This window comes from Mesorhizobium sp. M0923 (assembly GCF_040319365.1).
Classification (GTDB): domain Bacteria; phylum Pseudomonadota; class Alphaproteobacteria; order Rhizobiales; family Rhizobiaceae; genus Mesorhizobium.
Map to the genome: position 1 here is coordinate 377,471 of NZ_JAMYNW010000002.1, position 22,748 is coordinate 400,218.

At 63.9% G+C, this 22,748-nt stretch carries 21 protein-coding genes; 18 read left to right on the forward strand and 3 right to left on the reverse strand.

The window, feature by feature from the left end:
* The first annotated feature begins 19 nt into the window (after positions 1-19).
* The 6 genes from NKH89_RS05620 to NKH89_RS05645 all read left to right on the forward strand — a co-directional run bounded on the left by NKH89_RS05620 (position 20) and on the right by NKH89_RS05645 (position 5,121).
* A complete protein-coding gene (locus tag NKH89_RS05620) occupies positions 20-493 on the forward strand; it encodes a VOC family protein (protein WP_023716820.1) in 474 nt (157 codons plus the stop codon).
* A 95-nt stretch (positions 494-588) separates the two neighbouring features.
* A complete protein-coding gene (locus NKH89_RS05625) occupies positions 589-1,596 on the forward strand; it encodes an alpha-ketoacid dehydrogenase subunit beta (protein ID WP_352908473.1) in 1,008 nt (335 codons plus the stop codon).
* Positions 1,593-2,627, forward strand: a complete 1,035-nt coding sequence (locus NKH89_RS05630) for a thiamine pyrophosphate-dependent dehydrogenase E1 component subunit alpha (protein ID WP_352814341.1) — start codon at positions 1,593-1,595, stop codon at positions 2,625-2,627. Before NKH89_RS05625 ends, NKH89_RS05630 begins: the two co-directional genes overlap by 4 nt.
* On the forward strand, positions 2,606-2,890 hold the full coding sequence (locus NKH89_RS05635; protein ID WP_352494005.1) for a muconolactone Delta-isomerase family protein: 285 nt from the start codon (positions 2,606-2,608) through the stop codon (positions 2,888-2,890). Before NKH89_RS05630 ends, NKH89_RS05635 begins: the two co-directional genes overlap by 22 nt.
* Before the next feature lie 15 nt (positions 2,891-2,905).
* Positions 2,906-3,910 carry a MaoC family dehydratase gene (locus NKH89_RS05640; RefSeq protein WP_352494004.1) on the forward strand — a complete coding sequence of 335 codons (1,005 nt, stop codon included), beginning with the start codon at positions 2,906-2,908 and terminating at the stop codon, positions 3,908-3,910.
* Complete coding sequence (locus NKH89_RS05645) at positions 3,907-5,121, forward strand: CoA transferase (protein WP_352494003.1); 1,215 nt, start codon at positions 3,907-3,909, stop codon at positions 5,119-5,121. Before NKH89_RS05640 ends, NKH89_RS05645 begins: the two co-directional genes overlap by 4 nt.
* Positions 5,122-5,235: 114 nt before the next feature.
* Here the strand turns inward: NKH89_RS05645 and NKH89_RS05650 are convergent, their stop codons facing one another.
* Positions 5,236-6,252 carry a LacI family DNA-binding transcriptional regulator gene (locus NKH89_RS05650; protein WP_352484090.1) on the reverse strand — a complete coding sequence of 339 codons (1,017 nt, stop codon included), beginning with the start codon at positions 6,250-6,252 and terminating at the stop codon, positions 5,236-5,238.
* 5 nt (positions 6,253-6,257) lie between these two features.
* Positions 6,258-7,055: an SDR family NAD(P)-dependent oxidoreductase gene (locus NKH89_RS05655; protein WP_023716813.1), complete on the reverse strand. Its 798-nt coding sequence runs from the start codon at positions 7,053-7,055 to the stop codon at positions 6,258-6,260.
* 294 nt (positions 7,056-7,349) lie between these two features.
* On the opposite strand from NKH89_RS05655, the gene NKH89_RS05660 reads away from it, so the two are divergent.
* The 9 genes from NKH89_RS05660 to NKH89_RS05700 all read left to right on the forward strand — a co-directional run bounded on the left by NKH89_RS05660 (position 7,350) and on the right by NKH89_RS05700 (position 16,568).
* On the forward strand, positions 7,350-8,792 hold the full coding sequence (locus tag NKH89_RS05660; RefSeq protein WP_352494002.1) for an extracellular solute-binding protein: 1,443 nt from the start codon (positions 7,350-7,352) through the stop codon (positions 8,790-8,792).
* A 37-nt stretch (positions 8,793-8,829) separates the two neighbouring features.
* A complete protein-coding gene (locus NKH89_RS05665; protein ID WP_352908474.1) occupies positions 8,830-9,753 on the forward strand; it encodes a carbohydrate ABC transporter permease in 924 nt (307 codons plus the stop codon).
* Positions 9,750-10,583 (forward strand): carbohydrate ABC transporter permease, encoded by an 834-nt coding sequence (locus NKH89_RS05670; RefSeq protein ID WP_352494001.1) that lies wholly within the window; start codon positions 9,750-9,752, stop codon positions 10,581-10,583. Before NKH89_RS05665 ends, NKH89_RS05670 begins: the two co-directional genes overlap by 4 nt.
* On the forward strand, positions 10,580-11,488 hold the full coding sequence (locus tag NKH89_RS05675; protein ID WP_352484092.1) for an SMP-30/gluconolactonase/LRE family protein: 909 nt from the start codon (positions 10,580-10,582) through the stop codon (positions 11,486-11,488). Before NKH89_RS05670 ends, NKH89_RS05675 begins: the two co-directional genes overlap by 4 nt.
* A complete protein-coding gene (locus tag NKH89_RS05680; RefSeq protein WP_352789887.1) occupies positions 11,485-12,312 on the forward strand; it encodes an SDR family NAD(P)-dependent oxidoreductase in 828 nt (275 codons plus the stop codon). Before NKH89_RS05675 ends, NKH89_RS05680 begins: the two co-directional genes overlap by 4 nt.
* 357 nt (positions 12,313-12,669) lie before the next feature.
* Positions 12,670-13,602, forward strand: coding sequence for a substrate-binding domain-containing protein (locus tag NKH89_RS05685; protein WP_023716807.1), 933 nt, complete (start codon positions 12,670-12,672; stop codon positions 13,600-13,602).
* Positions 13,603-13,709: 107 nt separating this feature from the next.
* Positions 13,710-14,696: an ABC transporter permease gene (locus tag NKH89_RS05690; RefSeq protein WP_352493998.1), complete on the forward strand. Its 987-nt coding sequence runs from the start codon at positions 13,710-13,712 to the stop codon at positions 14,694-14,696.
* A 4-nt stretch (positions 14,697-14,700) separates the two neighbouring features.
* Entirely contained in the window at positions 14,701-15,495 is a 795-nt protein-coding gene (locus tag NKH89_RS05695; RefSeq protein ID WP_023716805.1) for an ATP-binding cassette domain-containing protein, read from the forward strand.
* Positions 15,496-15,545: 50 nt separating this feature from the next.
* Entirely contained in the window at positions 15,546-16,568 is a 1,023-nt protein-coding gene (locus NKH89_RS05700) for a LacI family DNA-binding transcriptional regulator (RefSeq protein WP_352908475.1), read from the forward strand.
* Positions 16,569-17,120: 552 nt separating this feature from the next.
* Here the strand turns inward: NKH89_RS05700 and NKH89_RS05705 are convergent.
* Complete coding sequence (locus NKH89_RS05705) at positions 17,121-17,702, reverse strand: TetR/AcrR family transcriptional regulator (RefSeq protein ID WP_023716803.1); 582 nt, start codon at positions 17,700-17,702, stop codon at positions 17,121-17,123.
* A 252-nt stretch (positions 17,703-17,954) separates the two neighbouring features.
* On the opposite strand from NKH89_RS05705, the gene NKH89_RS05710 reads away from it, so the two are divergent.
* The 3 genes from NKH89_RS05710 to NKH89_RS05720 are packed head-to-tail and all read left to right on the forward strand — an operon-like array spanning position 17,955 to position 22,574.
* Complete coding sequence (locus NKH89_RS05710; RefSeq protein WP_023716802.1) at positions 17,955-18,230, forward strand: hypothetical protein; 276 nt, start codon at positions 17,955-17,957, stop codon at positions 18,228-18,230.
* Complete coding sequence (locus NKH89_RS05715) at positions 18,224-21,403, forward strand: efflux RND transporter permease subunit (protein ID WP_023716801.1); 3,180 nt, start codon at positions 18,224-18,226, stop codon at positions 21,401-21,403. The genes NKH89_RS05710 and NKH89_RS05715 overlap by 7 nt, the downstream gene beginning before the upstream one ends.
* 16 nt (positions 21,404-21,419) lie before the next feature.
* Complete coding sequence (locus NKH89_RS05720; protein WP_352639057.1) at positions 21,420-22,574, forward strand: efflux RND transporter periplasmic adaptor subunit; 1,155 nt, start codon at positions 21,420-21,422, stop codon at positions 22,572-22,574.
* Positions 22,575-22,748 lie beyond the last annotated feature (174 nt).

Genomic DNA, 22,748 nt, shown 5'->3' on the forward strand with positions numbered 1-22,748 from the left:
CCAAAGGAGCGCAGACGGAATGGCCAGGATCACGAAAGCCCATCACACCGGCTTCACCGTGCGGTCGCTCGACCGCTCGATCGCGTTCTATCGCGACGTGCTCGGATTCGAGCTGGCGTTCCAATGGAACCCGCGTGCGCCCTATATCGGCGAATTGGTCGGCTATCCGGAAGTCGACCTGCACAGCGCCATCCTGCGCCTGCCCGGTACCGACGTCTGCCTCGAGCTTCTGGAATACCGCAATGTCGAGCAGATTCCCGTCGACATGCATAACGGCAATGTCGGCAATGGCCACATCGCCTTCAACGTCGATGACCTCATGTCGTTCTACGAAAAACTGACGGCGATGGGCGTCAAATCCGTGTCGCCGCCGGTGACACCGACGATCGGGCCGAACAAGGGCGGCAAGGCGGTTTACATGATCGACCCGGACGGCTTCCGCGTCGAGCTCATCGAAAGTGCCCAAGCCTTCGGCAGCTACAAACCGGAATGACGCCAGTGCCGATAAAAACGTTCCAAATTTCTTCCGCTGCGATAATTTCGCCGACGCTATCGACGATCCGGGCAGTGCATTGGGAGGTCTGAACCTTGGCTAAGATCTGGATACGGCAAGCGGTTCTGCGGGCACTTGACGACGCGATGACGGATGACCCCAGCGTCATCGTCATGGGTGAAGACATCGCCGCCGCCGGGGGTCCGTTCAAGGTGACCGAGGGGCTGCTTGCCACGCATGGCCCCGAACGGGTGATCGACACACCGATTTCGGAAATGGCGTTCATGGGTGCCGCGGTCGGTGCTGCCGTCTGCGGCCTGAAGCCGGTGGTCGAGATGATGTTCATCGAATTCATCGGCGTCGCGCTCGACCAGTTGACGACGCAGGCGGCAACGATGCGCTATCTGTCGCGCGGCCGGCTGCCGACGCCGCTCGTCGTGCGGGCGTCCGCCGGCGCCGGCCAGGGGTTTGGCTGCCAGCATTCGCAGATGCTCGACCACTGGTTCCGCGGCACGCCCGGCCTCAAGGTCGCGGTGACCAGCAATGCGCGCACGACCTATGGCCTGCTGCGGTCGGCGATCGAAGATCCGGATCCGGTGGTGGTGCTCGAACCGCGCGTGCTTTACGCCGAGCGCGAGGAATACGAATTCGACCGCAACTACCGCATTCCGCTCGGCCAAGCCGAGATCGCGCGGCCCGGCAGCGACGTGACGCTCGTCACCTGCGGCGCGATGCGGCGGGTGGCGCTCGCGGCAGCGGAAACCAGCCACGCCAATATCGAGGTCGTCGACCTTCTGACGCTGTGGCCATGGGACCGCCGGAGTGTTGCCGAATCGGTTGCGCGCACAGGCCGCCTGGTGACACTCGAGGAGGCGCCGGCCGGCAGCGGCTGGGGCGGCGATGTTGTCTCGTCGATCGCCATCGAGGCGTTCGGCCGGCTGAAGGCGCCGCCGCATCGTATCACGCTTCCCGAAGCGCCCGTACCTTATAGCGGCGCGCTGGAAGCCCGTTTCCTGCCGAGCCCGGCCTATGTGGCAGAGCAGATCGCGACGCTTGTCTCGACCAACAAGCCACCCCTGCCGTGGTGGAGGAACGCAGCATGACGCTCTCCAATTCGAATGTGCCGATCGTGCGGCGCGAGGCCTTGAAGAACAGGCTGGAGCAGCTCACGCGCATGGTCGAGATCCGCGCGGTCGAGGAGCGCATCCAGAAACTCTTCGCCGAAGGACATGTCCGCGGCAGCACACATCTTGCCTGTGGACAGGAGGCCGTCTCGGTCGGCATCGCGCGCTCGATCGAGCCCGACGACATCGTGACCTGCACCTATCGCGGCCATGGCCACGCGTTGGCGCTCGGCGTGTCGCCAACGGCGGTTATCGGCGAGATCTGCGGCCGCGTCATCGGTTGTGCCGGTGGCCTCGGCGGTTCCATGCATCTGGTCGAGCCAGAGGTCGGGCTGCTGCCGACCGCCGCCATTGTCGGCGCCGGCCTGCCGATCGCCTGCGGCGCGGCGATGGCGGCACGCGCCCGCGGCAAGGACCGCGTCGCCGTATCCATTTTCGGCGACGGCTCGGCCAATATCGGCGCCTTCCACGAGTCGCTCAATTTCGCGGCGATCCGCAAGCTGCCGGTGGTCTTCGTCTGCGAGAACAATCTCTACGGCGAATACACCCGTATCCAGCTGTCGACCCCGGTCGAGGACATCGCCATACGTGCAGCGAGCTACAATATGCCGGGCGTCGTCGCCGACGGGCAGGATGTCGACAAGGTGGCGGAGGCGATGGCGACCGCCGTCGCCCGCGCCCGCCGCGGCGAAGGGCCGACACTGATCGAAATGAAGACCTATCGCTATTCCGGCCATTCACGTTCGGACCCGGCGACCTATCGGCCGGCCGGCGAGCTCGATGCCTGGCTGAAGCGTGACCCGATCGACATCCTGGCAGAGCGGCTGGCCGGCGAAAAAATATTGGCGCCGGGCGGTCTCGACCAGCTTAAGGCCGACATAAGCGATGCCGTGGAGCGGGCGACAATGGAGGTGCTGGACTCACCGGCGCCGGATCTCGGCGAAATCCTGGCGCATGTCGGCGCCCATTCGGCTGGAGGGGACCAGAGATGGAATTTCTGGTCGAAATAGAGGTAAATTTCCCGCCCGACGGCGACCCCCTGCAAAAGGCGGAGCTGATCGCGGCAGAAGGCCGTCGCGCCAAGGAACTGGCCGCGGCCGGCATCGTGCGCCGGCTGTGGCGTCAGCCGGGCCGATGGGCGAATTTCGGCATCTGGGAGGCGCCGGACGCGACCGCGCTGCATGAGGCGATCGCGTCGCTGCCGTTCTACCCCTGGCTGAAGGTGGTGGTGCGGCCGCTGGCAGCGCATCCTTCTGATCCGGGCCGAAGCTGACGAAGGTTCAGCAGCGTGATCACGTCTCCCCCCGCAACAGGCATCGACGGTCCGTTCTACGAGGATCTCCGCATCGGCGACCGCTTCGACGGAGCGCCGGTGATGCGGCTGAGCGATGGCCTTGCCGCTGCCCACCATGCAATCGTCGGCGGCAGGCTGAGGCTGGCCTTCGATGCGGCACTGTCGGCATCCGTGACCGGACTAAAGCAGCCTTTTGCCGCGCCGGCGCTGGTCTGGGACGTGGCGATCGGCCAGTCGACGCTGGTGACGCAGCGGGCGATCGCCAACCTCTTCTACCGCGGTCTGATCTTTCGCCGGGCGCCGGCGATCGGCGACAGTTTGAAGACCGTCACCACCATCATCGGGCTGCGGTCCGCCGCCGCCAGGCCGGGGCGTGCGTCGCGCGGCCTGGTCACCATGCGGATCGCCACCAGCGATCAGGAGGACCGACCGGTACTCGATTTCTGCCGGTGCGCGCTACTACCGGCCAGACAGGCAGGGGATGGTGCCGCGCAGGGCGAAACCGATCCGCCGCGATCCGAGTTCACGGGAGCGCCGGCGGCGATCGGCGGATGGAACCTCGACGCTTACCGCAAGGCGGTGCCTGGCCCGCATTTCAACGATCTCAGCGCCGGCACCATCCATCGCCTTGCCGGCGGCGATGTGGTGAGCAGCGCGCCGGAGCTGGCGCGGCTGACGATGAACCTGGCGACGATCCACCATGACCGCACCCAGACGGGGCAGCGCCTCGTCTATGGCGGCCATACGATCGGGCTGGCAGCGGCACAGTTGACCCGTGCACTGCCGTCGCTGGTCACCTTTTTGGGCTGGCAGGACTGCGATCATCTGGGGCCGGTGCACGAGGGCGACACGCTGCACTCCGAAATCGGCATCGGGCACTGCGAGCCTCTGCCCGGCGGCGGTGGGCTGGTGCATTTGCGCTCACTGGTGCGGGCGACCGCTTCCGATGGCGGGATTTCCGACGTGCTCGACTGGCGATCAGTGGGGCTGTTCGCATGAGCGGCGGCATTCTCGCCGGCCTTAGCATCGTCGAGGGCTCGGCCTTCGTGGCGGCACCGCTCGGCGGCATGACGCTGGCACAATTGGGGGCCGACGTGATCCGCTACGACCAGATCGGCGGTGGGCTCGACCATGGCCGGTGGCCAGTGGCGGACAACGGCCAGAGCCTGTTCTGGGCCGGCATGAACAAGGGCAAGCGTTCGATCCAGATCAACCTGCAGTCGCCCGAAGGGCAGGACGTCGTGGCCAGTCTGATCGCGAGACCGGGGCCGGGCAACGGCATCTTCCTGACCAATTTTGCGGCGCGCGGCGCCCTCTCCTACGAGGCCCTGAAGCACCGGCGCAACGACGTCATCATGATCGCGCTGACCGGCAACAATGATGGAACCAGCGAGGTCGACTATACCGTCAACGCGGCAACCGGCTTTGCCGAAATCACCGGCGCGCGCGGCGCCACGGAGCCTACCAATAGCGTGCTGCCGGCCTGGGACATCGCGATGGGCGAGATGGCGGCGGTGGGCGTGCTTGCCGCCGACCGCCACCGCAGCCGCACCGGCAACGGGTCATTGGTGAAACTGGCGCTATCGGACGTAGCGCTGGCCATGACCGGCAATCTCGGTCGGCTGGCGCAGGCCGAACTTGGAGGCAGTGCCGAAAAGGACGGCAACTATCTCTATGGTGCGTTCGGGCGGGATTTCCTCACCGCCGACGACCGCCGCGTCATGGTGATGGCGCTGACCGGCCGGCAATGGGCCGTACTGCTGCAGGCGACCGGGCTGGACACGGCAAAGCTCGCGGCAACAAGCGGCGCCGACCTCGACAGCGAAGGCGGGCGTTATGCGGCGCGCGAGGCGATCGCCGCCCTACTGGCGCCGTGGTTTTCGGCACGGAGCTTCGCCGACGTGCGGCGCATCTTCACGGCATCCGGCGTCTCGTGGGGGCCTTACCAGACATTCCGGCAATTATTGGTCGAGGATCCGCGCTGCTCGACGGACAACCCGATGTTCGCAAAGGTCGATCACCCCGGTCTCGGATCGCTGCTGACGCCGACTTCGCCACTGGATTTCTCCTCGGTGGAACGGCTTCCTGCAGTCCGCGCGCCCGTACTTGGCGAGCACACCGACGAGATCCTGACCGAACTGGGGTTGAGCGACGGCGAGATCGGAAGCCTGCACGACCGCGGCATCGTCGCCGGTCCGGCGACGGCTTGAGCCGCGAAGGCTTTAGCGCAATTCCAGGAAAGGTGTGAAACGGTTTTCCGTCCGGAATTGCGTAGAAACAAAGAGATAGAGCGGTTCGGCGTTTCCGTGAAACGATGAACCGCTTTAGCGAGGCGGCGGCGCCACGGATTCGCGGTAAACCAGCTTCGGCGGGATATCGATGACGACATCCTGCGGTTCGCGCCCCTGGATCATGGCTTCGAGCTCGACTACGGCGCGCGCGCCCATTTCGGCGAGCGGGGTAATGATGGCGGTCAGCGGCGGCGCGGTAAAGATGGCGTCCTCGCCGTCCAGCGTGACCACCGAAAGATCGTCCGGCACGCGCACGCCGCGCACACGGGCCGCCGCCAGCGCACCGATGCCGACCAGCATGTTGAAGGCGAAGACGCCGGTCGGGCGTTGCGCCTCATCGAGCAGCCTGTGCAAGGCATCGTAGCCACCGCGGCGCGAGACCGGGCCGGCGATTTCGACGACGGCCGGCAGGCCGGCAGCCTGGCAGACTTCGACGAAGCCATGGCGCCGGCGTCGCGAGGTGTCGAGTTCGGGCAACGCGCCGATGAAGCCGAGGCGCCGATGGCCGGCCTCGATCAGGGTCTGCGCGGCAAGCCGTCCCGAAGCCTGGTCGTCGACGGTGACGCTGCGGCCGATGCTGGAACGGCGGTTGACGAAGACGTGCGGCACCGGATTGTTCTCGATGGCAGCGATCATCTCGCTGGTTTCGGCGCTGACGGCGATGATCAGCCCGTCGATGCGGCGTTCGCTGACCAACCGCATATAGGCGGCGGCGGAGGTGCGCTCGTCCGCAACCTCGGCAATGAGCATGACGTAGCCGGACCGTTCGGCCTGGCGCATCGCACCATGCACCGTCTCGGCATAGATTGGATTGGTGAGGTCGGGCAGCAGAATGCCGAGTGCGCCGGTGCGCTGGGTGCGCAGGTTGCGAGCAAGCGCATGTGGGCGATAGTTGACCCGGCTTGCCTCGTCGATGATTGCTTGGCGCGTCTGCGGCCGCACGCTGATGCCGCCGTCGTTGAGCACCTTGGAAACGGTGGAAACGTCGACGCCGACAGTGCGGGCAATGTCCTTCAGCGTGGCGCGCCCCGGCGGGCTGATTGGCTTCAAAGGCTTCAGCCCTTTCCGTACATGGCGAGCAGTTGCGCGTCGGGCGCATAGCGGTAGCAGCGCGAGGTCAAGCCGCCATCGACGGCCAGCGACTGGCCGGTGACGAACGAGGCCTCGGACGAAATCAGCCACGAGACGGCGGCCGCGATCTCCTCCGGCTCGCCGATGCGCTCGAGCGGATGCTGAATCGACATTTCCTTTTCAGCCACCGCGCTATCGGGGCTGTCGCGGATCACGCGTTGCACCAGCGCCGTACGGACGGCGCCGGGCGCGACCGCATTGGCGCGGATGCCGATCGGCCCGTATTCGACCGCGATATAGCGGGTCAGCGCATCGATGCCGGCCTTGGCCACATCATAGGCCGCCCACATGTTGAAGGCCGAGCGGCCATGCACCGAGGAGACATTGACGATCGAACCGGTCGCCCGGTCTCGAACCCACGTCCGGATGGCTTCGGACGAGCCCCAGAAATGCGACATCAGGTTGACGGCGAACAAACGCTCGACCTCGGGCTCATTGGGTTCATGCAGATTGCCCATCAAGGCGATGCCGACATTGTTGACCCATCCGCGCAACGGCGCGAGTTGTTCCGCCGCCTCGCGGGCGGCTTTCAGCACCGAGCGGTCGGATGCGTCGCCGCACACCGCATGATGGCCGTTGCCAAGCGTCTTGCCAAGCGCCTCGGCTGCCGCCCGGTCAAGTTCGAGGCCGACGACATTCCAGCCGTCGGCGGCCAATCGGATCGCTATGGCGCGTCCTATGCCGTCGCCCGCACCTGTCACGACAACGCTTCCCAGGCTCATCGACGACCTCCCTGTCGGTTCGGGCTTCGGATGCGCTGGAAGGCCGCCATTCAGTCGCCTGGCACATTGTTGTTTGCCAGCGTGTAGAGGCCGTGCGCGACAGCTGTCAAGCGCCTGCGCCCGAGACAATTTTCACCCATAGAGCACGGCATCGATAACACGACGTGTTTGTTCAAGCAATCGTTTGAGCGATCATTAAGCAATCGATTGACTATTTAGATCGCCGGATGCAATCTGCCGTCCGGACCGATGCAGTCCCGTCGGCAGAACAAAGAAGAAACTGGGGAGTGAGACATGAGCGGAAAAGAGCAGACGGATCACCCGCGGCCCGGCGAAAACGCCGCCGTGGATACAGGCGGCCTGACGCGCCGCGACCTGATGCAGCGCGCCGGCATGCTGGGCCTGGCAACGGCGTTTGGAGGACTTGGCGGCACCGTGCCGCTCTACGCCGCCGGTTTCGACATGAAGAAGTTCGCCGGCACCAAAATCAACATCCTGATGACCGGCGATGAGAACGACCATCGCGCGCTCGCCGACATGCTGCCGAAATTCGTCGAGGAGACCGGCATGGAACTGGAGATCACCTCGCCGGCACTCGGCGCGCTGATCGAAAAGACATTGCAGAACCTCAAGGCAGACAAATCCTCGTTCGAATTGATCGAGTATCTTGGGTTCCTGACGACCCAGCAGGTCGGCGGCGGCTATTACGAGCAGCTCAACGCCTATATCGACGATCCCGCAAAAACGCCGCCGGACTGGGATTTCGCCGATCTCATCCCGGCGGCGATGAAGAATGTCGGCATTTTCGACATGGCCTCCGGCACAGTTGGCAAAGGCAAGGACGTCTACGGCATACCCGGCCTGCATTCCGGGTCGGTCATCTATTTCTATCGCAAGGACCTGTTCGACGCGGCAGGCCTGCAGCCGGCCAAGACCTGGGACGAGTTCAAGGCTGCCGCCGAGAAGCTCAACACCGACGACGTGGCCGGTTGCTCCTTCATCGGCGCCAACGATTTCTCGCTCGCCGCGGTCGACTGGTACACTCGCTTCATCACCACTGGCGGCGTGCTGATGACCGGCAGCGCCAAGGAGAAGAATTTTAAGCCGCAGGTCAATTCCAAGGAAGGCATCGGCGCCTTGCAGATGCTGATCGACCTGCTGCCGTATGCGCCGAAGAATGTGACCAAATACGGCTTTGCCGAAAACGTCGACGGCTTCTCCACCGGCAAGATCGCGCAGATGATCTTCTGGTCTACAATTGCCGGGCCGATCCTGAACAGCGAGAATTCCATGGTCGCCGAGACCACCGCGACCACCCCGGTTCCTTCCGGCGACGGCAAGTCGCCGCGGGCAATCCAAGGCGGCTGGGGGGTCGGCATCCCGAAGAATATCGACCCGGCGAAGAAGGACGCCGCCTGGCTGGCGCTGACCTGGATCACCAGCAAGGCGGTGAACCGCTATTCCATCGAGAAATACAACATCGATGCGAACCGCACCTCGGCTTTCACAGATCCCGAGCTGGTGGCGAAGTTCCCCTACCTCAAGGACGCGCTGACGGCGATCGAGACGGCCGACACCATACCGACGTCGCTGATCCCGGAATTCTTTCAACTCAACGATGTCATGAACGTCGAGTTCAACGCGGCGCTGATCGGCACGCAAGATGCCAAGACTGCCTGTGAAAAAGTGCAGACCCAGTGGGAGGCGATCTTGCGGAAGGCAGGCCACCTTGCCTGATCGGTGCCCGCGCGGATCGCTGTGGATGTGATTTTCGATGAGCCTTGCGACAACCGCCGCCACCCAGACGAAATTCGTCTTCGGCACACGTGACGAGCCGGGGAGAGCCGTGTGGCTGCTCCTCGGCCCGTGCCTGCTTTACCTGATCGTCTTCAGCATTTATCCGCTGTTCCACAGCCTGCGCCTGTCGCTTACAGATTTGACCGCCGCGACCGGCACCGGCAATTTCGTCGGCCTCGCCAATTACCGTGCCCTGCTGGTCGATCCGCTGTTTTGGAACGCCGCCATGAACAGCGCCATCATGGTGTTTTTCTCGGTTTCCATCCAGGTCGTGCTCGGCGTCGCACTGGCGATGTTCTTCAACCTGCAGCTGAAGGGCGCCTGGATCGTGCGCGGCATCCTGTTGCTGCCGATGCTGATGACGCCGATCATCGTCGGGGTGATGTGGCGCGCCCTGCTCAATCCGGACTGGGGGCTGGTCAACTGGGCGATAAAGCAGATCGGACTGACGCCACCCGACTGGCTGGGCTCGGTCGGCATGTCGATGGTGACGGTGATCCTCGTCGACTGCTGGCAATGGACGCCATTCGTCTTCATCATCGTCTTTGCGCGCCTGCAGGTGCTGTCGCAGGATGTCTTCGAAGCCGCCCAGGTCGACGGCGCCGGCCCATTCGTCACCTTCCGGCGCATCACGCTGCCGATGCTGACGCCGGCCATCGTCTTCGCCGCCGTGTTCCGCGCCGTCGATGCTTTCCGTTCGTTCGACCTGATCTACGGGCTGAGCTATGGCGGGCCAGCGCGCAGCACGACGACGCTGTCCTTTTTCTCGTTCCAGAACGGCTTCCAGTTCCAGAATTACGGCTATGCCGCGGCGGTCGCCTACATGATGCTTTTGATCCTCGCCGTCGGCACGACAGTGATGCTCAGATACGTCCAGATCCGGCCCGGGAACTCGCGATGAAGATCCGCCCGGGCCGGGTCATCGCCTACCTCTTCCTCATCGTGCTCGGCATCTTCGGCGCCGCGCCCTTCCTCTATCTGGCGGTGCTGTCTACCAAGAAGCGCATCGAGATCCTGGCGCAGGTGCCACCGACGCTCAACCTCAACTGGACGCAGATCGTCAAGAACTACAATGAGGTGCTGTTCAGCCAGGGGATGCTGGCCTTCACCCTCAACTCCATCATCGTGGTCGGCATCGCAACCGCAGCCGCGATTCTGATCGGCACGCCGGCGGCCTATGCGTTTTCAAGGCTGCGCTTCAAGCGTAGCGAGCAGCTGGCAAGCACCATCCTGTCGATGCGCTTCATGCCGCCGATCGCGGTCGCCATTCCGCTGTTTCTGATGGTCAAGACGGCCGGCCTGCAGGACAGTTATCCGGGCCTGATCCTGCCCTATATCGCCTTTTCGCTGCCGCTCGTGGTGTGGATCATGATCGGCTTCTTCGACGAAATCCCGAGCGAGATCGATGAAGCGGCGATGATCGACGGCTGCACGCGCGTCGGTGTGCTGTGGCACGTCATGCTGCCGATCGTGCGGCCGGGCCTGGTGACGGCAGCGCTGTTCGGCGCGCTGTTCATCTGGAACGAGTTCCTGGTCGCACTCTACGTCATCGACAGCCGTGCCTTCCAGACCATATCGCTGGGTGCCGCGACCCTGGTCAGCGCGCAGCGACCGATCGACTGGAACATCGCCGCGACGGTCGGCGTCGTCACTGTCATCCCGATCCTCCTCTTCTCGCTTTTCGTCCAGCGCTACATCGTGCGCGGACTAACCGCAGGGGCCGTGAAATGAAGAACGATCTTTCGCCGGAACTGGTGACGGACAATCTCGGATGGCCGGAAGGGCCGACCGTGATGCCGGACGGCAGCCTGGTCTTCGTCGAAAGCTACCGCAGCCAGCTGACCATCGTTGGCAAGGACGACAAGGCAAGGCAATTCGCCTATGTCACCGGCGCGCCGAACTCCTGCGTGCTTGGCTCCGACGGCGCGCTCTATGTCTGCCAGAACGGCGGCACCGTCGGTCCGTGGCGCGCGCCTGAGATGACCGTGCCATCGATCCAGCGGGTGCGGCCGGGCGCCGGGCCGGAAATTCTGGTGACCGAGGTCGAGGGCGTCAAACTCAATGGCCCGAACGATCTGGTCTTTGCGCCGGATGGTACGCTGGTCTGGACCGACCCCGGCACCTATAATCCCGCCAGTCCCGACCCGAGCTACATTTTTGCGCTGGCGCCGGACGGCAAGGCGACAATCAAGGTGGCCTTCCCAGAACCGGTGTTTCCGAACGGCATCGTCGTCGAGGCCGACGGCTCGATCGTCTGGGACGAATCTTACACCGGCCGTGTCAGGCGACTGAAGGGCGACGGCAGCATCGAGGATCTCGGCCGCATGCCGGGGGATAACCCGATCCTCGACGGCATGACGATCGCCGCCGACGGTTCGCTGCTGGTCACGGATCTGGTCGGCGGCGGCATCCATGTCGTCGCCCGCGACGGCGCCATCAAGGGCTTCATCAAGTGCGGCGGCGCGCCGACCAATCTCGCCTTCGATGGCGAGACGCTGTGGGTGACCGACGCCAGCGTGCTGGCATCGAGCGACAAACCGTCCTATGCCGGGCGCCTGTGGCGGCTGAAAGTGCCGGGCGGCGGCGCCCCGACCTACAAAGGCACGATCAAAATGGCAACGAAGGCCGGCGCATGAGCCCGCGCGAACCGTTTCCCGGACTTTCCTATCAAGGCAAGGTCGCCTTCATCACCGGCGGCGGCTCGGGCATAGGCCGCGAGACGGCGCTGACACTGGCCGATCTCGGCGCCGATGTCGCGATCCTCGACTGGACCGCGGGCGCTGCTGCAGACACCGCCAGGCAGGTCAAGCACATCGGTCGGAAAGCGATCGCCTTCGAAGGCGATGCCGGTCATGAGAAGACCGTCGCCGATGCCTTTGCGGCGACGCGCAAGCAGCTTGGCGAAATCGATGTCGCCGTGGCCTGTGCCGGCGTGCTCGGCGCCGGCGGGCCGGTGTTCGAGACCTCGGTCGAGGATTTCGAGCAGGTGATGGGCGTCAACGTGCGAGGCTCATTCCTGGTGGTGCGCGAGGCGGCCAAGGGCATGCGCAAGCAAAAGAGCGGCGCCATCGTGCTGCTCTCCAGCCTCGATGGGCTGCAGGCCGAGCACGGCATGTTCTCCTACTGCGTGTCGAAGGGAGCGCTGCTCAACCTTGCCCGCGCGGCGGCGCTCGACCTGGCGCGGGACCGGGTCACGGTCAATTGCGTCTGCCCGAGCGTGACCGATACGCCGCTGCTGGCCGGACGGCTGGCAGCGCTGCCGAATGGCGACGAGATCCTCGCCTCCTACGCCGAGCGGCATCCGCTCGGCCGGGTGCTGACACCGCGTGACATAGCAGCGGCGATTGCGTTCGTTGCCTCGCCCATAGCCAATGGCATTACAGGCGCTGCCATTCCGGTCGATGCAGGCATCGGTGCCACATGGGACAATTTTCGCGACCCCGCCTGGATCAAGGGCTGATCTTGACACCCGGAACCTGAGGTCTTCGGTATCAAACGGGCCCGCAGCGCCCACGACAAAGGACGTCATGGTCATTTGGAGTAGATGGGCGCCGGGAGCAATCCGGCCGACGCAGTCCAGGAATCGCCTGCCTGGAAAATATCACGCAAACTGATGCAATCTGATGGTAGGGCTGATGGCGCCTGCGGATGCGCCAACTACCACTGGCAGATGAAGGCTTGCCATCGATCGAAAAAGGGGATGCTCTGATGCACCCAGGTCGACGCTGGCAGAATACGATCGCGGTTTTTGCCGCGCACGGTTTTTCGCCGCGATCGTCGTGGGAGGAGGAGTTCGGTTCAAATGGGAGGAAATCAAATGCTGACGAGGCTAAGACTGCTTGTACTTGGCTTGGTGGTGGCGCTGGCCATTCCGGCCGCGGCACAGGCCAAGACATTCTACTGGATTTCGCATGGCGGCCCGGCCGATCCGGTCTGGACCTACTTCCTTGCCGGCGCCAAGCAATGGGCGACGGACACCGGCAATACCGTCAACACCTCGTTCCACAATGGTGACGTGGCGTCGCAGCAGGAAGCCGTTCGCGCCGCAATCGCCGCCAAGGCCGACGGCATCACCACCACCAGCCCCGATCCGGGCAGCCTTGTCGAGATCGTCAAGGAAGCGCGGGCGGCGAACATCCCGATCATCAACTTCAACACGCCCGACCCGAAGGCGGATTTCAACGCCTATGTCGGCGGCGACAACGTCACCTTCGGCAAGCATTGGGCGCAGTATCTGGTCGACAAGGGCCTGGTGAAGAAGGGCGACTTCGTCTGGATGCCGGTCGAAATTCCCGGCGCCACCTATGGCGTCCAGGAAGAGGAAGGCATCAAGAGCGTCTTCGAGCCGCTCGGCATCACTTATGAAATCACCGAAGCGACGCTCGACCAGGCCGAAGTGATCAACCGCATGGTCGATTACCTCACCGCCAACAGGGCCAAGGTCAAGGCGGTCATCGGTCTCGGCGACCTTGTCACCGGTTCGATCAAGCGAGTGTTCGACCAGGTCGGCGTCAAGCCGGGCGAAATCCCGGTTGTCGGCTGGGGCAACTCGCTCGATACCACCCAGGAAGTGCTGAACGGCTACGTCAATGCCGGCCAGTGGCAGGATCCGCAGGCGACCAGCTACGTCGCGCTCTCGCTCGCCAACATGGCGGCGAGCGGCATTCCGCCCGGCTTCGACGTGATCACCGGCGCGCTGTACGAGAAGGACACCGCGGCAGTCTACGACAAGATCCTGTCCGGCAAATAAATCCGCGATCGAGTTGGTCACGGCCGCTCCGGCGGCCGTGACTGTCTCATCATTCCGCCGAAGCCGGTTGCCGTCTCGGCCAGTTCCAATCCTATCGCGGGTCCAAGGTGGAAAATCGTTCCCTTATCCAACGCTCGATCGCGCGGCCAGAGTTCGGGCCTTTCGTGCTGCTTGTCGTCGAGATTGCCGTGTTCTGGGGCATCAATCACGACTTCCTGTCGCCGCAGAACATCTCGAACACGCTGGCCTTCACGGTCGAACTCGGGCTGATCGCGCTGGCGATGACACTGCTGATGACATCGGGCGAATTCGACCTCTCGGTCGGCTCGGTGTTCGGCTTCTCGCCGGTCCTGATGTGGACGCTGTTCAACAGCGGTCTCACCTCGCTCGAAGCCGCCTTCGCCGTTGCCCTGGTGGTTGCCGCCTTCATCGGGCTGGTCAATGGCTGGTTCGTGACGCAGCTCAAGATCCCGTCCTTCCTGGTGACGCTGGGCATGCTGCTGGTGGTGCGCGGCACCGCTTTGTTCGTCACCAACGGGTTTCCGCAGCGGACCTGGAGCGCCGAGGGGAGCTGGCTGGCGGAAGCCCTGGTCGGCGATTTCTTCATCGGGCCGTTCCGTATCTATATGTCGCTGTTCTGGTTCATCGCGGCCGCCGTCGCGCTCGGCTACGTGCTGACGCAGAGCCGGATCGGCAACTGGATCCAGGCGGCCGGCGGCAACCCGAGTGCCGCAAGGGCGCGCGGCGTCAATGTCAGCGGCGTCAAGATCGGCCTGTTCATCCTGTCGTCGATCCTGGCCTCGCTTGCCGGCGTCATCAGCTCGCTGCGCACCTCGGCGGCCAACCCCAACAGCGGCACCGGCTACGAGCTCGAAGTCATCGCCATGGTGGTGATCGGCGGTACGGCGCTGACCGGCGGGCGCGGCACCATCATCGGCACAGTGCTCGGTATCCTGATCCTGCGCGTGATGCGCAACGGCATCGTGCTGATCGGTGTGCCGGGCCTTGCCTACAACATCTTCATCGGCGCTATCATCCTCGGCATGATGGCGCTCCACTCCTGGCTGGAACGCCGGCATCAGGCAGGGACTTGAGACGATGGTCGAGCCGCTGATCCGCATGACGAACATCCGCAAGTCCTATGGCCGCGTTCAGGCGCTGGTTGATGCCAATTTCCATGTCAACGAAAGGGAGATCGTCGGACTGCTCGGCGACAATGGCGCCGGCAAGTCGACGCTGATCAAGGTGCTGTCGGGCGCGGTCCCGCTGACCAGCGGCGACATCTTCATCCGCGGCAAGAGGGTAAATTTGCGCAGCACCAGCGACGCCATCGCCCACGGCATCGAGACGATCTACCAGGACTCGGCGCTGGTGACGCAACTGTCGATCGCCCGCAACCTGTTCCTTGGACGCGAGCCGATCAAGCCGCCGCGTTTCCTCAACCGCATGGACCAGGAGGCGATGAACGTGGTTGCCCGCGACCTGCTCAAGCAGGTCGGCATCTCGAAGAACATTCCGCCGACGACGCCGATCGGCTCGCTCTCCGGCGGCGAGCGGCAGGCGGTGGCGATTGCACGCGCCATGCATTTCGACAGCGACCTCATCATCCTCGACGAGCCGACCAACAATCTCGGCGTCGCCGAAACGCAAGGCGTTCTAAGCTTCGTGCGCAGCGCCCGCGATTCCGGCCATTCCTGCATCTTCATCGCCCACAACATCCACCACGTCTTCCAGGTGGTCGACCGCATCGTCGTCATGCGCCGCGGCAAGGTGGTCGCCGACGATATCGACCCGAAGAAGACCAGCGTCGCCGAAGTCGAACGCGTCATCACCGGCATGTCGGACAAGGAGATCCACGACGCCCTGGTCGAGCGCACAAAGCGGCACGACTGACCGCCGGCTGACCGCCGAGGCACTGGATCGCATCGCCACATGGTTGCGAGATGAAAGCCACCGTTTCGGATATTGCCAGGAGCTGCGGCCTGTCGACCGCGACGGTCGACCGTGTGCTCAACAACCGGCCGGGGGCGAGTGCCGCCAACCGGCAGCGCGTAATGGAGGCGGCCAAGCAGCTCGGCTATCTGCCGGTTGTCGACCAGGTCGCGTTGCCCTCGCGGCCGGCGCATCTCGAATTCTTCCTGCCGATCGGCAGCAATGCCTTCCTGGCCGATCTGGCCAGGCACATCGAGGATTATGCGGCGCGCCTGCCGCTGGTCGCCTCCTGCCGCATCCATAAGCTCACCGGCATTTCGCCGAGCGCCTTACAGACAGCCGTCGAAAACCTCTCCCTCAAGGCGAACGGGGTCGGCGTCATTGCCGTCGATCATCCAAGGACGCGCAACATCTTGCGCGAGATCGTCGAGGCCGGCATCCGCCTAGTCACGCTGGTGTCCGACGTTCCGGGCGCGCCCCGCTCGGCCTATGTCGGTATCGACAACCGGGTGGCGGGCCGCACCGCGGCGCTGCTGATGGGACGGTTCCTCGGCGGCCGCAAAGGCCATCTGGCGATGGTGGTCGGCTCACGTTCCTATCGCGGCCACGAGGAACGCGAAATGGGCTTTCGCTCCGTGCTCGGCGAGGAGTTCCCCAATCTGACCGTCACCAGTGCCGTCGAGATCAACGACGAGCCGGAGGTCAGTTACACCGCGACCATGAACGCGCTGCACAACGAGCCGGAGCTGCTCGGCATCTACTGTATCGGCGCCGGACGATCAGGCGTGGCGAAAGCGTTGCTCGAAGCCAGACCGCAGAAAAAGCCGGTGTTCATCTGCCATGATCTGACGCGCGAAACGCGCGGCTATCTCGTCGACGATCTGCTCGACGTCGTCATCGACCAGAATGCCAGGCTGATCGCCGAACAGTCGGTCATTCGCCTGCTCGGCTCGATCGCCTCGTCGGCGCCCTATCTGACGCGGAAATTCATCGAGCCGCGCCTGATCTTCAAGGAAAATGTCCCGGTGCAGTGATGACGCGCGAGGGCGGTGTTCGCTCGGCCTCGATCGTTAAAATTCGGTTGATACCGCAAATCTGCACATCAGCTATGCAACTTTTGTGGTTGCCGAATCATTGGGCAACCAGTAAGTTCATAAGCGTCGGCCATCTACTCCTCCCAGATGCGATGCCGACGTTGAATTCGGTGCACCTCCTCCCGCACCGCATTCGAAAATCAAGCCCGCTGCCACCTCCTCCCGGCAGCGGGCTTTTTTCGTTCCGGCTCTGAGGTATCGGCAAAGGCTGGGGCCATGACTATCACCGGGACGAGTACCGATCCGCGAATCGATGGGCCTTCGCTGAGATCGCCACGGCATTTCCGGGCGGAATCCTGTCACACTTGTCACTCTCACCAATTCGCTGCCGGCCCTATCTTGCCCTCACAACCAACAAGCAATACGCCGCGCAAGGAATGGCGCGGCGGCAGACGGAGAAGTGTGGTGACAACACATCCGAATGGGACGAAAGAGCGCTCGGCGGCGCGGCTCGTAACCAACGAGCTGTCAATGGTTTCGCCGCTTGCGAGACTATCTGGCCCTGAAAGAAGTGATCAGGCCTTCCGCCATGCGGACGAACTGCGCGCTCGGGCCTTCGGCGCCGACGCTTTGCAGGCTGACACGGGCGCCCTCGAGCAGAAGCGACAGCGTGTCGGCGAGAAGTTCGGCCTGGCCGATGCCGGCATCGCGACACAGCGAGACCAGCCGCTCGCGCTGCGCTTCCTTGAGTTCCTTGATCACTTGCCTTGCCGGATGATCGGTCTCGCTCAGCTCGATGGCGGCGTTGGCCATGTCGCAACCGCGACGATCCGACATCAGGCAATCGGCCGCCATCCGGACCCAGGCGTGCAATTGCGCCAGTTTGTCGCCCGGATTCTCGGCCTCGAACTTTTCCCACATCGCGTTGGCGCTGCAGGCGGTCGCCCGCAGACATTCGATGATCAGGTCGTCCTTGGACTCGAAATGCCGGTAGAGCGTCATCTTGTTGGTACCGGCGGCCTCGGTGATGGCGTCGATGCCGACGCCGCGAATGCCATGCTTGTGAAACATGTCCCGTGCCGTCTCCAGGATCCTGTCCCGGGGGCGAACACGCTCCACAACACCGTCTGTCATCAAAACCTCCGTGATTGCGTTTCCCGAAATTCCCTCGGTGCACCTCTTGACTAGGGTGTTACCGGTCTGTAACGTTAGAGATGTTACTTACCTGTAACACCCGCATTGCATCATGTCAAACTCGCAAGTGCCGGCCATCAGCCCCGCCCAATCGGCAAGGGGACGAACCGCACCTTACGGCCTCGGCCGGCGAGCAAGAGAACACCCGATCCGCGGCCTGCCGCGGATCGCCAAAAACCAGGAGCCGCTTCGATGTCGCAGCGCAATGATCTGACGATCGATGAAGTCGTGAAGGATCCGATGATCCGCATGCTGATGAAGGCCGACCGCGTCGACCCGCGGTCTTTCGAGGCGATGCTGCGTGCGCTGGCGGACGAGCAGGCCGAGCGCCGCAACGCGCCGCGTCGCCCGCTGCAAGATTTCGGCTTTCTCGAAGATTCCGGCTCAACGCGCAGCCGGCGACTGTCTAGGGTGGCCAGGGCCTTTGGCCGGGCCAGAGCATCGGGCGAGGCGTGCATCTCATGGTAAACTTCTTCATTCATCGTCCGATCTTTGCGTCGGCGATCGCCATCATCATGGTGCTCGCCGGGGGCATTTGTTATTTTCTGCTGCCCGTCTCGCAGTTTCCCGACATCACGCCGCCCCAGGTCGTGGTCAGCGCACACTACCCGGGCGCCAGCGCGCAGGTTGTCGCCGACACGGTGACGACGCCGCTCGAACAGCAGATCAACGGCGTTCAGGGCATGACCTATATGTCGTCGTCGAGCTCCAATGACGGCTCCTCGACGATCACCATCACTTTCGAGGTCGGCTATTCCCTGAGCACCGCCGCCGTCGACGTCCAGAACCGCGTTTCGCAGGCGGCTTCCTCGTTGCCGGCCATCGTCAACCAGGGCGGCGTGACGATCAAGAAACAGAACCCGAACTTCGTCCTGATCGTCGACCTCACCTCCCCGGACGGCTCCGTCAACCCAGTCACTTTGAGCAATCTCGCCTACCTGCAGGTGGTCGATCCGCTGAAGCGCCTGCCTGGCGTCGGCGACGTGCAGATCTTCGGCGAGCGGCGCTATTCGATGCGCGTTTGGCTCGATCCCGACAAGCTCGCCAATCTCGGCATCACCGCCGTCGACGTGCAGAACGCCGTCGCCGAGCAGAACGTCCAGGTGGCGGCCGGCAAGATCGGGCAATCGCCGGCTCCGGCCGGCACCGCTTTCGAGATGCAGGTCAACGCCGTCGGCAGGCTGAGCGACCCCAAGGAGTTCGGCGACATCGTCGTGCGGGCCAATACCGCCAACGGCTCGTTGGTGCGGCTCCGCGACGTTGCGCGCATCGAGCTCGGCGCGCTGCAATATTCGTCGTCGGCCTTCTTCGGCAAGGACCCGACGGTGGTGCTCGCGGTCTACCAGATGCCGGGCTCCAACGCGCTCGATCTGCAGCAGCGCGTCAAGGACAAGATGCAGGAGCTGTCGGCCCGCTTCCCGAAGGGGGTCAGCTATGCCATGCATTACGATACGACACGTTTCGTATCGGCGTCTATGCATGACGTGCTGATCACGCTCGGCGAGGCGCTGGTCCTGGTCGTCGCGGTGGTGTTCATCTTCCTGCAAAGCTGGCGCACCACGATCATCCCGACGATCGCGATTCCGGTGTCGCTGGTGTCGACATTAGTCGTCATGTACATGTTCGGCTTCTCCCTGAACATGCTCAGCCTGCTCGGCATGGTGCTGGCGATCGGCCTCGTCGTCGACGACGCGATCGTCGTCGTCGAGAATGTCGAACGCCAGCTCGAGGCCGGCCTCAAACCGCTGGCTGCCACGCGTACGGCGATGGCCGAGGTCACCGGACCGATCATCGCCACGACCGCCGTGCTGATGGCCGTGTTTGTGCCGGTTGCCTTCATCCCCGGCGTTTCCGGCCGGCTCTACAACCAGTTTGCCCTGACAGTCGCGATCTCCTTCGGCATCTCGGCCTTTGTCTCGCTCACGCTTACTCCGGCGCTCAGCGCGGCGTTCCTGCGCCACCGGCCTGAAACGCAGTTCGTGCTGTTCCGCTGGTTCAACATGGGCTTCGAACGGCTGTCGCATGCGTATGCGAATGGCGTGCGCATTCTCATCCGTCTGCGCTGGATCATGCTTGGCCTGTTCGCGGCCGGACTTGTCGCGACCTACTTCGTCTGGCAGCGCCTGCCCTCGACCTTCCTTCCGGTCGAAGACCAGGGCTACTTCTTCGTCGTTATCCAGCTCCCCGACGGGGCCTCGCTGGAACGCACCGATGCAGTGGCGCAAAAGGCACGCGATATCCTGCAGAACACGCCCGGCGTCGACATTGTCGGCTCGATCAGCGGCTTGAACTTCCTGACCAGTGCCGCGCAGTCGAACTCGGCGGTCGAATTCGCCATCCTGAAGCCATGGGACGAACGCGGCCCCGACCAGAGCGCCTCGAAGCTCGTCGCCGACGTGCGCAACAAGCTGCTGCAAATTCCGGAGGCTTTTGCGCTGAGCTTCGACCCGCCTTCGATCCCGGGCATCGGCACCACCGGTGGCTTCGAGTTCCAGGTCGAGGATCTGACCGGCCGCGGCAGCGTGGCGCTCAACGATGCGACGCAAGCTGTGATTGCCGAGGCGCGCAAGCAGCCGGAGCTCAACCCACAGCAATTGTTCTCGTCGTTCTCGACCTCGACGCCGCAGTTCAACTACGATCTCGATCGCGCCAAGGCAAAGCTGCTCGGGCTCAACCTGCCGGACGTCTTCAACACGCTGCAGATCTATCTCGGCTCGCTTTATGTGAACGACTTCAACCTGTTTGGCCGCACCTTCCGGGTGACGATCCAGGCCGACAAGGACTCTCGAGCCGGTCCGGCCGACATTTCGCGGCTCTATGTCCGCAATGCGTCGGGTGGCATGGTGCCGCTGAGCACGCTGGGCAAGCTTGTGCCCATCGTCGGCCCCGAGACCGTGCCGCACTACAACAACAATGCGTCGGCCCTGATCAATGGCGGCGCCGCCCCCGGCTTTTCGTCCGGCCAGGCGGTGGCGGCAATGGAACGTGCCGCTGCCACGGCGTTGCCGAGAGATTTCGGCTACGAATGGACCGGCATCACCTATCAGGAGCTCAAGGCGGGATCGATCGCATCCGTCGTCTTCGGCCTCGCCATCGTCTTCGTTTTCCTCATCCTTGCCGCGCAATATGAGAGCTGGGCGATGCCGTTCATGGTGCTGCTGGCGGTGCCGCTCGCATTGTTCGGTGCGTTCGTCGTGCTGTGGCTGCGCGGCATGCAGATCGACGTCTACTCGCAGATCGGCTTCGTCATGCTGATCGGACTGGCGGCCAAGAACGCGATTCTGATCGTCGAGTTTGCCCGGCGCCGGCGCGAAGAAGGCCTCAGCATCGTCGACGCCGCGATGGAAGCGGCGCGGCTGCGGCTGCGGCCGATCCTGATGACCGCCTTCGCCTTCATCCTCGGCGTGCTGCCGCTGATGTTCGCCACAGGTGCGGGTGCCGCAAGCCGGCAGTCGATCGGCACCACCGTCTTTGGCGGCATGGTCGCAGCGACCATCCTGTCGCTGGTGTTCGTGCCGGTCTTCTATGCGGTGATCGAGCAGCTGCGCGAGCGCCGCAGCGAGAGCGAACCGGTCTCCGAAACGACTGAACAACCAACCGCCGAACCCGCCTTCGAGCCATTGGCCGAAGCGGCTGAATAGGACTGGAGAATCGATCATGCGTAAATGGAAAATCGCGCTGGGAACGGCCGTCGCCCTTGGGGCGATTTCGATGGCGAGCGTTCACTTGCTCGACATGGGCAGTCTCAGCCTCAACGCCGGCACGGCCGGGGCGGCGACACCCAAGCCGGAAGCCTTTGTCATGCCGGTGCCGGTGGTGAGCGTCGTCAAGAAGACGATCCCGATCTATCTCGACTACGCCGCCCGGGTAGAGCCAATCCGCAGCATTACGCTGCAGGCACGCGTGCCGGGCTATCTGCAGGAGCAGGTCGCCACCGACGGCAGCGACGTTGCAAAGGGCGACCTTCTCTACAAGATCGCCCCGGAGGATTTCCAGGCTGCCCTCGAGCAGGCGAAGGCGCTTATCCAGCGCGACACGGCAACACTCGACTATGCGCGCTCCAATCTCGGGCGCGGCAGCGAGCTCGCCAAGAGCGGCTATCTCGCCAAGGACGTGTTCGACCAGCGCACCAGCACCTTGCGCGAGGCTCAGGCCTCGCTCGCCGTGAACCAGGCCGCCTTGCGGACCGCCGAGCTCAATTTGAGCTATACCGAAATCCGTGCTCCATTCGCGGGACGCATCGGACGCAGCCAGGCTTCCGTCGGAACGCTGGTCAGCGTTGCCGGCACGGTGCTCAACTCGCTGGTGCAGCTCGATCCGATCTACGTCACCTTCAATCCGAGCGAAACGGACCTGACCCAGATCGAGGAAGCTCGGGCCGCGGGACCGATCAGTGTCGACGTCCTGCTTCCCGGTGAAACCGAACCGCGCCAGAAGGGCGATCTTACCTTCATGGACAACACGATCGATCGCTCGACCGGCACGATCACGGCACGGGCGACGGTCGGCAACGGCAAGTTCACCCTGCTGCCCGGCCAGTATGTCCGCGTCCGGCTGCACGTCAAAGAGCAGCCCGATGCGCTGATGGTACCGCAGACGGCACTCGGCTCAGGCCAGCTCGGCAAATACCTCTATGTCGTCGGCAAGGACAACACCGTCGACCAGCGCATCGTTTCGCTCGGACCGACCAATGGCGATCAGGTGGCCATCTTGAGCGGCGTAGCCGAAGGCGACCAGGTGATCACCGGCAATCTGCAGAAGATCGGTCCGGGAATGCCGGTCTCGCCGCTACCCCAGAAACCGGCCACCTGATAACCCCCATCAGGTCCGGTCCCGCGGCGCCTTCGGCTCCCACGCCGAGGGCGCCGTTTTTGCTGAGCAGGGTCGGCAAGATCGGCCTCATCGGCACACTCGACCTTGGCAGGAGCCATGAAGGCGCAAGTAGAGCGCGCCGTGACGTACCCGTCTGCCGCAAGCAGCTGGCCA

Bases quoted from the DNA above. Each gene is read 5' to 3' on its own strand.
- NKH89_RS05620 (WP_023716820.1), top strand. From the start codon at position 20: ATGGCCAGGATCACGAAAGCCCATCACACCGGCTTCACCGTGCGGTCG.
- NKH89_RS05630 (WP_352814341.1), top strand. From the start codon at position 1,593: ATGACGCTCTCCAATTCGAATGTGCCGATCGTGCGGCGCGAGGCCTTG.
- NKH89_RS05635 (WP_352494005.1), top strand. From the start codon at position 2,606: ATGGAATTTCTGGTCGAAATAGAGGTAAATTTCCCGCCCGACGGCGAC.
- NKH89_RS05645 (WP_352494003.1), top strand. From the start codon at position 3,907: ATGAGCGGCGGCATTCTCGCCGGCCTTAGCATCGTCGAGGGCTCGGCC.
- NKH89_RS05655 (WP_023716813.1), bottom strand. From the start codon at position 7,055: ATGAGCCTGGGAAGCGTTGTCGTGACAGGTGCGGGCGACGGCATAGGA.
- NKH89_RS05660 (WP_352494002.1), top strand. From the start codon at position 7,350: ATGAGCGGAAAAGAGCAGACGGATCACCCGCGGCCCGGCGAAAACGCC.
- NKH89_RS05665 (WP_352908474.1), top strand. From the start codon at position 8,830: ATGAGCCTTGCGACAACCGCCGCCACCCAGACGAAATTCGTCTTCGGC.
- NKH89_RS05670 (WP_352494001.1), top strand. From the start codon at position 9,750: ATGAAGATCCGCCCGGGCCGGGTCATCGCCTACCTCTTCCTCATCGTG.
- NKH89_RS05675 (WP_352484092.1), top strand. From the start codon at position 10,580: ATGAAGAACGATCTTTCGCCGGAACTGGTGACGGACAATCTCGGATGG.
- NKH89_RS05680 (WP_352789887.1), top strand. From the start codon at position 11,485: ATGAGCCCGCGCGAACCGTTTCCCGGACTTTCCTATCAAGGCAAGGTC.
- NKH89_RS05685 (WP_023716807.1), top strand. From the start codon at position 12,670: ATGCTGACGAGGCTAAGACTGCTTGTACTTGGCTTGGTGGTGGCGCTG.
- NKH89_RS05695 (WP_023716805.1), top strand. From the start codon at position 14,701: ATGGTCGAGCCGCTGATCCGCATGACGAACATCCGCAAGTCCTATGGC.
- NKH89_RS05700 (WP_352908475.1), top strand. From the start codon at position 15,546: ATGAAAGCCACCGTTTCGGATATTGCCAGGAGCTGCGGCCTGTCGACC.
- NKH89_RS05705 (WP_023716803.1), bottom strand. From the start codon at position 17,702: ATGACAGACGGTGTTGTGGAGCGTGTTCGCCCCCGGGACAGGATCCTG.
- NKH89_RS05710 (WP_023716802.1), top strand. From the start codon at position 17,955: ATGTCGCAGCGCAATGATCTGACGATCGATGAAGTCGTGAAGGATCCG.
- NKH89_RS05715 (WP_023716801.1), top strand. From the start codon at position 18,224: ATGGTAAACTTCTTCATTCATCGTCCGATCTTTGCGTCGGCGATCGCC.
- NKH89_RS05720 (WP_352639057.1), top strand. From the start codon at position 21,420: ATGCGTAAATGGAAAATCGCGCTGGGAACGGCCGTCGCCCTTGGGGCG.